Origin of the sequence: Kitasatospora sp. NPDC085895 (assembly GCF_040702125.1) — a bacterium.
Classification (GTDB): Bacteria; Actinomycetota; Actinomycetes; order Streptomycetales; family Streptomycetaceae; genus Kitasatospora; species Kitasatospora arboriphila.
Genome location: NZ_JBFBJY010000158.1, coordinates 1 through 8,330, shown reverse-complemented (window position 1 = coordinate 8,330; position 8,330 = coordinate 1). Strand labels below are relative to the sequence as shown.

Annotated in this window: 6 protein-coding genes and 2 pseudogenes; 5 read left to right on the top strand and 3 right to left on the bottom strand. The window is 73.3% G+C overall.

The window, feature by feature from the left end; translation table 11 throughout:
* Positions 1 to 95 precede the first annotated feature (95 nt).
* The gene (locus tag AB0442_RS40915; RefSeq protein WP_366168609.1) at positions 96 to 1,511 is read left to right on the top strand and encodes a hypothetical protein; all 1,416 of its coding nucleotides are present in this window, start codon (positions 96 to 98) and stop codon (positions 1,509 to 1,511) included.
* Positions 1,508 to 2,908, top strand: coding sequence for a hypothetical protein (locus tag AB0442_RS40910; protein ID WP_366168608.1), 1,401 nt, complete (start codon positions 1,508 to 1,510; stop codon positions 2,906 to 2,908). The genes AB0442_RS40915 and AB0442_RS40910 overlap by 4 nt, the downstream gene beginning before the upstream one ends.
* A gap of 17 nt (positions 2,909 to 2,925) precedes the next feature.
* On the opposite strand, the gene AB0442_RS40905 is transcribed toward AB0442_RS40910, so the two are convergent.
* Together AB0442_RS40905 and AB0442_RS40900 are read right to left on the bottom strand one after the other, a co-directional pair.
* Positions 2,926 to 3,090 (bottom strand): hypothetical protein, encoded by a 165-nt coding sequence (locus AB0442_RS40905; protein WP_366168607.1) that lies wholly within the window; start codon positions 3,088 to 3,090, stop codon positions 2,926 to 2,928.
* A gap of 94 nt (positions 3,091 to 3,184) precedes the next feature.
* Positions 3,185 to 3,667, bottom strand: coding sequence for a MarR family transcriptional regulator (locus AB0442_RS40900; RefSeq protein WP_366168606.1), 483 nt, complete (start codon positions 3,665 to 3,667; stop codon positions 3,185 to 3,187).
* A gap of 62 nt (positions 3,668 to 3,729) precedes the next feature.
* Here AB0442_RS40900 and AB0442_RS40895 point away from each other — a divergent pair, with 62 nt between their 5' ends.
* Positions 3,730 to 5,244 carry a DHA2 family efflux MFS transporter permease subunit gene (locus tag AB0442_RS40895; protein ID WP_366168604.1) on the top strand — a complete coding sequence of 505 codons (1,515 nt, stop codon included), beginning with the start codon at positions 3,730 to 3,732 and terminating at the stop codon, positions 5,242 to 5,244.
* Between the two features lie 40 nt (positions 5,245 to 5,284).
* Here AB0442_RS40895 and AB0442_RS40890 read toward each other — a convergent pair.
* Positions 5,285 to 5,640, bottom strand: a pseudogene (locus AB0442_RS40890) (ISAzo13 family transposase); the annotation flags it as partial.
* 125 nt (positions 5,641 to 5,765) lie between these two features.
* Here AB0442_RS40890 and AB0442_RS40885 point away from each other — a divergent pair.
* Positions 5,766 to 7,272: pseudogene (locus AB0442_RS40885) on the top strand (ISL3 family transposase).
* A 267-nt stretch (positions 7,273 to 7,539) separates the two neighbouring features.
* Positions 7,540 to 8,330: IS110 family transposase (locus tag AB0442_RS40880; protein WP_366168603.1), on the top strand; the 791-nt coding region annotated here is incomplete at its 3' end.

Genomic DNA, 8,330 nt, shown 5'->3' with positions numbered 1-8,330 from the left:
AGCTCTCGGGGCTTGCTTGAGCCGGATGCGCTGAAAGGTGCACGTCCGGTTCTGAGGGGGCCGGGCCACGGCAACGTGGCCCGGCTACCCGACTGGTGCAGATCTTCTGCGAGGGGCTCGTGGTGGAGATGCAGGAGCGCGCGCTGGCCGCCGACGGCAGCCGCCCGCGCATCACCGAGGCGGACGTCCAGAAGGTGACGGCGTCGCAGGGGATCCAGCACCAGATCAAGGACCGCCTGCGGCTGACCATCAACCTGGAGGACCGCTACCGGGTCCTGACCCTGATCCTCGCGCTGCGCAGCCTGCGCGACGGCTGCGCCCGCGGCTACACCCCGCAGGAGCTGCTGGAGGAGGCCCGCGCGGTGTGGCCGGAGGGCTTCCCGCCGCAGGACGGGGTCAACGAGGTCCGCATCGACCTGGTCGAGATGGAGGGGCTCGGCCTGGTCATCCAGCTGCAGGGCGGCCGGGCGTTCGCGATGCGCAGCCCGAACGTCGTCAACATGCTCGGCACGTACGAGGAGCTGGACGCGGAGCTGCAGACGACGGAGTTCAGCCAGCCGTACGACTACAACCCCCGGGTGGCCCGCCGCTCGCTGGGCGTGGACCGGGAGCAGATCGCCCGGACGAGCCCGCTCACCGACGACCAGTGGCACGAGGCGCTGTCGGCGGGGACGGCGGTCGTCGCGGCCTCGCCGGCCATGGGCAGCGACCTGATCGACCGGGCGGCGCGGCTCCACATCGGCGCGAGCCGCAAGGTGCTGGCCTACCGGGCCTCGGACGACCTGGTCAAGGCGATCACCGAGCACACCAGGCTGCGCACCCCGCACATGCTGATCGTCGACCTGCGCGGTGAGAGCCTCGCCCGGGTGCAGGAGACGGTGGAGCGGCTCACCGCGTACACCGGCGCGATCGGCCAGGAGCGCCCGGTGGCCGACACGGACGGCGCGGAGGTGCCCCGGCGCCGCGCGCTGGTCGTGACCGATCCGCTGCCGTCGTCGGCGCTGGCCGGCCGGGGCGCGGCCGTGGTGCGGCCGAAGCGGTGGAACGCGACCAGCGTCCGGGCGTGGCCCGAGTCGCCGTTCCTCTCGGCCGAGGAACGGCGCAACCTCGTCGAGGCCACCGGCGGCTGGCCCGGGCACGTCGAGCGTGTCATGTCGGCGGTCCGCGGCGGGCGGACCCGTGACGCCGCGCTCACCTCGGTCCGGCTGGACGGGCCGGAGTCCGCGGCGACCCACCTCCGGCGCGCCGGGCTCGACCGGGACCTGACGGACCGGCTCTGCCAGTGGGCCGAGGTGTTCACCGCCGAGGAGCACCGCAACGGCCTGGCCACCGCCACGCCGCAGGACCTCTCGATCGTCCTGGAGACCGGCATCGACGAGGCCGAGGAGTTGCTGGGGCAGCTGGAGCACCTCGGCGTGCTGGACGAGCGCCCGGGCGGGGTGACCGTCGACCCGGTGACGTTCCGCGCGCTCAAGACGCTGCAGGAGGCCGGGGAAGGCGGTCTCGGGTGATCGACGACGCGGCCGTCCGGCCCACCGCGGCGGACCTCCTGCGGCTGCCGGGGCCGCGTCGACACCTCGCGCGGGTCGCGGCCGACCTGGCCTCCGGCCTGGGCTGCCTGTGGCTGCTGCCCGGCCACGAGGTGGAACGCGGCCGGGCCGACCTGTACCTCGACCGGCTGCTCGCCGACCTCGACGACGTGGTCGAGGTTCCGGGCCCCGGCGGCGGCCGGGCGGCGCGGGCCGACGGGCCGGCGGAACGCGCCGACGAGGAGCCCTGGCCGGGCGTCTACGCCTTCGGGGACGTCGGCTTCGACTACGACGACGGCCTCGGGGGCTGGACGGCGCCCGCGGCACCCGCGCCGGCTCCGCCGCTCGGGACGCCGAGCCTCACGGAACGGCTCGCCGGACAGCTCGGGCTCGTCGGCGACCCGGTCGAGGAACTCGTCGACGGCGCGGACCGGCGCGCCCCCGTGGTGATCGTCCGCGCCTGGCGGGAGGACGACCCGGTGGCGCTCTCCCGCCTGATGCGCCGTCTGCAGGCCGCCGTGAAGAACGCGGGCCTCCCGCCGGCCCGGCGGCCCCGGCTGCTGGTCGCCGCCCGGCCGGAGGACCTCGCCCCCGATGCGCCGGAGGCTCTCGATCCGGGCCTCTGCGCCGTCCACTGGTGGTGGTCGGTGTGGGGCCGGCTCGACACGGCGACCCTGGTGGCGGAGGCGGAGGCCGACGGGCGGTCCGCGCACGGCCGGCACACCGCCGGGAAGCGCATCCTGGCGGCGGTGCGGCACGAGACGGTCGTCGAGGTCTGCGGCCCCGACCTGCCGCTGGCCGCGCGCCTGACCGGACGCTGGAACGGGCGGACGGACGACCTGGTCCCCGCCCTGACGGCGTGCCGGCCGGCCGCCGGGGCGGCCCCGCCGCCGGCCGCGAACGCCGCGGCGGCCTACGCACCGTCCCCCGAGCCGTCGCTCCGGCCGGCCTGGCAGGCCGGGCTGCTGGACAGCTGGGAGGGGCAGGTGCGCTGCTCGCCAGTGGAGTGGCTGGCCGGGGCCGACGGCCGCGACCGCCTGGACAAGCTGGTGTGGCAGGCGCAGAACCGCGTGCTGCTGCCGCTCATCGACGACGCCCGGGCCCGGCTGGTGGCGCTGCTGCCGCAGGCCGCCGCCCGGGGTGCCCGGCACCTCGCCGCCACCTACGTCGACCGGGACGGCGGGCGGGGCGGGCCGGCCGACCTCGCCTCGATGGAGCTGGGCGACATCTGGACGGCCGTCCGCCGCCGCGACGTGCGCTTCGGGACGGCGCAGTACAACCGGCTGTCCACACTGCGCACCTCGCGCAACAAGCTGGCCCACCGCCGGCCGCTGACCGACCGGGAGCTCGGGGACCTGGTGGACGCGCTGACCGGGTGACCGGGGCGCGTCCGGGCTCAGGCCCGGTCGTCCTCCCCCTCGCTGCGGGCACCGGCCCGGGCGGCGGCGAGGAAGACGGCGAGGGCGAGGACGGGGCAGGCGAGGCCGAGGCCCAGCAGGACGTAACGCGAGGTGATCTCCTCCTTCGGGTCAGGATCACCTTCGGCAGGACGATACGTCACCCTGACGGCCGAACGGCCGGTTTCACCCGTCCGATACCCGGACGGGGTGCCGCATTGCCGCGGGCGTCGGGTGCAGGGCGTCGGGTGCAGGGCGTCAGAGCCCGGCGTCGGCGTCGGCCGTCCGCTCGCCGACGGTGGTGCGGATGCGGGCGAGCAGGGACCGCAACTGCTCGCGTTCGGCGGGCGCGAGGGCGCCGGTGGCGGTGGCCAGGGCCGCGCGGTCGAGCTCCTCGGCCTCGCGGTGCCGGCGGACGCCCTCCTCGGTGAGGGTGAGCAGGAAGGCGCGGCGGTCCTCCGGGTGCCGGACCCGCTCGACCAGGCCGTCCTTCTCCAGGCTGTCGACGATCGTGGTGGTGGTCCGCGGGGCGTTGCCGACCAGCTCGGCGAGGTCGCGCATGCGCAGCGGCCCGCCGGCGCGGGCCAGCACCCGCAGGGTGCGCAACCGTGAGACGGAGGCGCCGTGCTCGCGCAGCCTGCCGTCGACGAAGGCGCGGAGCCGCTGCGTGGTGGCGAAGAGCTCGTCCACCAGGACGTCGCTGCTGCCGAAGTCGCGCTTGTCCGCCTGCCGCTGTGCCATGCCGTGTCCGTCCCCGTCCCCAGTCTTTCTGAGCACCATCATAGTGAGTATGCTCAGCTTCTATGAGCACCCGCCTGAGCCAGCGCCGTGTCGTGCCCATCATGACGGTCCTGACCACCTTCATCTGCATCGTCGACGGTGCGATCACCACCGTCGCGCTGCCCGGCATCGCCCGGCAGTTCGCGCTGACCCCGGCCGCACTCACCGGGGTCGTCGTGGTCTACCCGGTCTGCCTGGCCATGATGGTCCCGGCCTCGGCCTGGCTGGTGGAACGGTTCGGCGGCCGCCGGATGCTGCTGCTCTCGCTCGCCGCCTTCACCGGCGCCTCCGCACTCTGCGGCGCCGCCCCGGGCCTCGGCGCCCTGGTCGGCGCCCGGGCCCTGCAGGGCCTTGCCGCCGGCCTGCTGATGCCGACCTCGCAGGCGCTGCTCTTCCGCACCTTCACCCAGGCCGAACAGGTCCGGCTCGCCCGCCTGTTGATCATCCCCCAGCAGATCGCCCCGGCGATCGCCCCGCTGCTCGGCGGCGCGCTCGTCACCGGCCTCTCCTGGCGCTGGGTGTTCTGGGTCAACGTCCCGGTCGGTGCGGCCGCGGTGCTCTTCGGCCTCGTCTTCCTCGCCGAGCACCGCGACCACGCCGCCGGTCGGCTCGACCTGCCCGGCCTGCTGCTGAGCGCCGCGGGCACCGCCGCGCTGATGTACGGAGTCTGCACCGGGCCGGAGGCGGGCTGGACCGGCCCGCGGGTGCTCGGCCCGCTGGTGGCCGGCGCCGTGCTGCTCGCGGCGGCGGTCACGGTCGAACTCCGCACCGCCGAGCCGGTCCTGCGGCTGCGGCTCTTCGGAGACCGGCTCTTCCGCGACACCAACCTGATCTGCCTGGTCGGCTACGTGCCCATCATGGGCGCGATGTTCCTCGGCCCGCTCTACATCCAGGAGGCCCGCGGCGGCAGCGCGCTGGACAGCGGCAGCACCACCTTCACCGAGGCCTTCGGGGTGCTGCTCATCATGCAGCTGGTCGGCGCGGTGTACGCCCGCATCGGCCCGCGGGTGATCATCGGGACCGGGATGCTGGGCGTGGCGGGGGTGCTGCTGCTGTTCGCCGCCGCGGACGAGCACACCGGCCTGTGGGCCTTCCGCGGCTACATGTTCCTGCTCGGCCTGGCGATGGGCGGGGTGTTCGTGCCCACCACCATCGCCTCCTTCAGCACCGTCTCCAAGGCCGACGTCGCCCACGCCGCCACCCTCAACACCGTCGTCCGGCAGACCGGCAACGCCCTGGCCCCCGCCGTGGTGACCACCGTCCTGGTGCTCGGCGCCGGCGGCCCCGAACAGGCAAGCCCGCCGCTGGCCGCGTACCGGACGGCCTACCTCGTCCTCGCCGCGATCGCGGTGGCCACCGGCCTGTTCGCCTTCACCGTGCCCGACGCACAGGCCCGCCGCGCCGCGGCCGCACCGCGGGCGTCCCTGCAAGGGCGCGGGGACCTGCGCACAGCGGACGGGGGCACACCCGCGGACCTGCACCCGACCGGTGGCACTGCGGTGCCCGCTCCCGGACCGCGCCGTTCCACACGCCCCTAGCTTGATCTTCAACCCTTGGAGCGAGGTGTCCAAGCCCCGGGCCCTGCTCGGCCAGCTCGGCGGCCAGGTTTCGCGTCGACTTCGTCGTCCACCGCAGCGGTGACATCGGATCGCCGCGCTCACCGGGTTCGACCAGCGCCAGCAGCGTGGGCCGCAGCATCGGGTCGAGGTCCGCGACCCGATGCGGCCGCCGCCCCGATGCCGGACGCGTCCCAGCGGTGGCCGGCCGGACTCCAGCTCGCGCACCCCGAACGACACCGTCGCCTCCCGCACACCCGCCGCCCGCGCGACCAGCCGGATCCCGCCGTGGCCGAGCGACCGCGCTTCCGCTCCTATCAGCAGACGCCGCTGCCGCTCGTCCAAGTGCGGGAGGATCGTTTCGAACTTCGCTGCCAACAATGCTTGTTGATCCGGTGAAACGGGAGTGTCCAGCCAACGGCTCTGGCCTGTAATCGGTGGTACCGAAGGGTGACGGTCGTCGTTGGCATGGTGTGCGTGATGTCAACGAGCTTGTGAGCGTGGTGTTTTCCGGGCTGTCGGCCCTCGTCGTCGAGGATGTGGCGGACGAGGGCCAGGTCATCCGGGTGTCGGCGCGGACCAGGAGACTCCGGTGCCGTGCCCGTTGTGCGGGCAGCCGACGGGACAGGTGCAGGCCTTCCACGGGCGGGTGGTCACGGATGTGCCGATGGACGGGCGTCGGGTCGTGGCGTCGGTGCGGGTCCGGCGCATGGTCTGCCCGGTTCTGGGCTGCCCGCGGCAGACGTTCCGCGAGCAGGTCCCCGGCCTGATCGAACGCTACCAGCGGCGAACGCGCCGGCTCGCCGACCAACTCGGGCAGGTCGTGATGGAGTCAGCGGGCCGGGCGGGCGCCCGCCTCTCCCGCGTCCCGGCCTGCACGATCTCCCGCTCGACCGCCCTGCGCGTGCTCATGCGCCAGACGATGCCCCCGCGGCGCGTCCCGCACGTGCTCGGCGTCGACGACTTCGCCCCGCGCCGGCGGCAGCGTTACGCGACCGTGCTGACCGACGCCGAGACCGGCGAGCGGATCGACGTCCTGCCCGACCGCACGACGCAGACGCTGTCGCGTGGCTGCGCGAGCACCCCGGGATCGAGTACGTCCGCCGCGACGGCTCCGGCTCCTACGGCGCGGCGATCCGCCAGGCCCTCCCCGAAGCGGTGCAGGTCAGCGACCGGTGGCACCTGTGGAGCAACCCGTGCGGCAAGGTCCTGGCCGAGGTCCGCTCCCACGCGGCCCGCTGGGCCACCGCGGTGAACCCCGCCCGGCCCGGGGGCGTCCGCGAGCAGACCACCCACGAACGCTGGCACCAGGTCCACAAGCTGCTCGGCCAGGGCGTCGACCTGCTCGAATGCGCCCGCCGCCTCGACGTCGCCCTGAACACCGTCAAGCAGTACGCCCGCATGACGGAGCCCACCGCAGAGCGCCGGGCACCGCGCTACAAACCCACACGCGTCGATCCCTACCGCGACCACCTGCGTCGGCCCCGGGCCGAGGACCCCGCGGTGCCGGCTGCCCACCTGCTGCGCGAGATCAAGGAACTGGACCACACCGGCAGCACGAACCTCCTGGTCCGCCATCTCGCCCAGGGCCGCACCGAGGGCGACAAGCCCGTCACCACCCCACGGCACTTCGCCCGCCTCCTCCTCACCCACCCCGAGAACCTGCGCGACAAGGACACCACCCTCCCGAGGGACCTCACCCAAAGCTGCCCCGAGATGACCGAACTCGCCCGTCTCACTCGAGAGTTCGCGCAACTGCTGGTGCCGGCCGAGGGCAACGACACCAAGCTCACCGACTGGATCACGTCAGCTCGCTCCGTCGACCTGCCCCACCCGCACTCCTTCACGAACGGCCTGGAACTCGACCGGGCCGCCGTCGACGCCGAACTCACCCTCCCCTTCCACAACGGCCGCACCGAAGGCGTCAACACGCGAACCAAACGGATCATGAGACAGATGCACGGCCGGGCCGGGTTCCCTCTACTCCGCCACCACATCCGCCTCCCGTGACCACCACAGAGCGCCACCACCGATTACGGGACAGAGTAGTCCGGGGTCTTGAGGACCCACCCTGACGGGCCGAAAATCTGGGTGGGGCCGTCCAGTTGACGTCGATATCGGCTTGGCGCCTTCGAGCCCGCGACAGAGTAGGACGGTGGGAGTCCCTCGACAGGCACCCCGAAGTGTTGCTTCGAGCACGCGTACTAGCCTCTCCCGCCTGCCGGGCTCCCCTGGACGGTCCCGCCCTGCACGATGCGGACACCAAGGGGGCACGGCATGGACGTGATCCACGAGAGATGCGCCGGGATCGATGTCAGCAAGACAGATGTGAAGGTCTGTCTGCGTATACCGACCGCAGGCAGGCGGCGCCGCAGCGAGGTGCGGGTCTTCTCCACCATGACCCGCGACCTGCTGGCGATGAAGGACTGGCTGCTGTCCGAGGGCGTCACCCTGGTCGGTATGGAGGCCACCGGTGTGTACTGGAAACCGGTGTTTTACGTCCTCGAGGACGCCATGGAGTGCTGGCTCCTCAACGCCCGCCACATGAAGACCGTGCCGGGCCGCAAGACCGACGTCGCCGACTCCGAGTGGATCGCCAAGCTGCTCGAGCACGGCCTGGTCCGCCCCTCGTTCGTGCCGCCGCAGCCGATCCGCGAGCTGCGGGACACCACCCGCTACCGCACCGAGGTCGTCCGAGAGCGAACCCGCGAGATCCAGCGCCTGGACAAGCTGCTGGAGGACGCCGGGATCAAGCTCTCCTCGGTCGTCTCGGACATCGTCGGCAAGTCCGGCCGGGCCATGCTGGAGGCCCTCGTCGCCGGCGAGCGCGACCCGCTGGTCCTCGCGGAACTGGCGCTGCGGCGTATGCGCGGAAAGCGCGAGATCCTCGCCCAGGCACTCACCGGCCGCTTCACCAGTCACCACGCGTTCCTGGTCCGCGCGATGCTCGACCGCATCGACGCCTGCAACGCGATGGAGACCCGGCTCAGCAAGCGCATCGACGCTCAGGTGCGGCCCTTTCGCCGCCGCATCGAACTGCTGACCACGATCCCCGGGATGAACACCCG

Bases quoted from the DNA above. Each gene is read 5' to 3' on its own strand.
- AB0442_RS40900 (WP_366168606.1), bottom strand. From the start codon at position 3,667: ATGGCACAGCGGCAGGCGGACAAGCGCGACTTCGGCAGCAGCGACGTC.
- AB0442_RS40895 (WP_366168604.1), top strand. From the start codon at position 3,730: ATGAGCACCCGCCTGAGCCAGCGCCGTGTCGTGCCCATCATGACGGTC.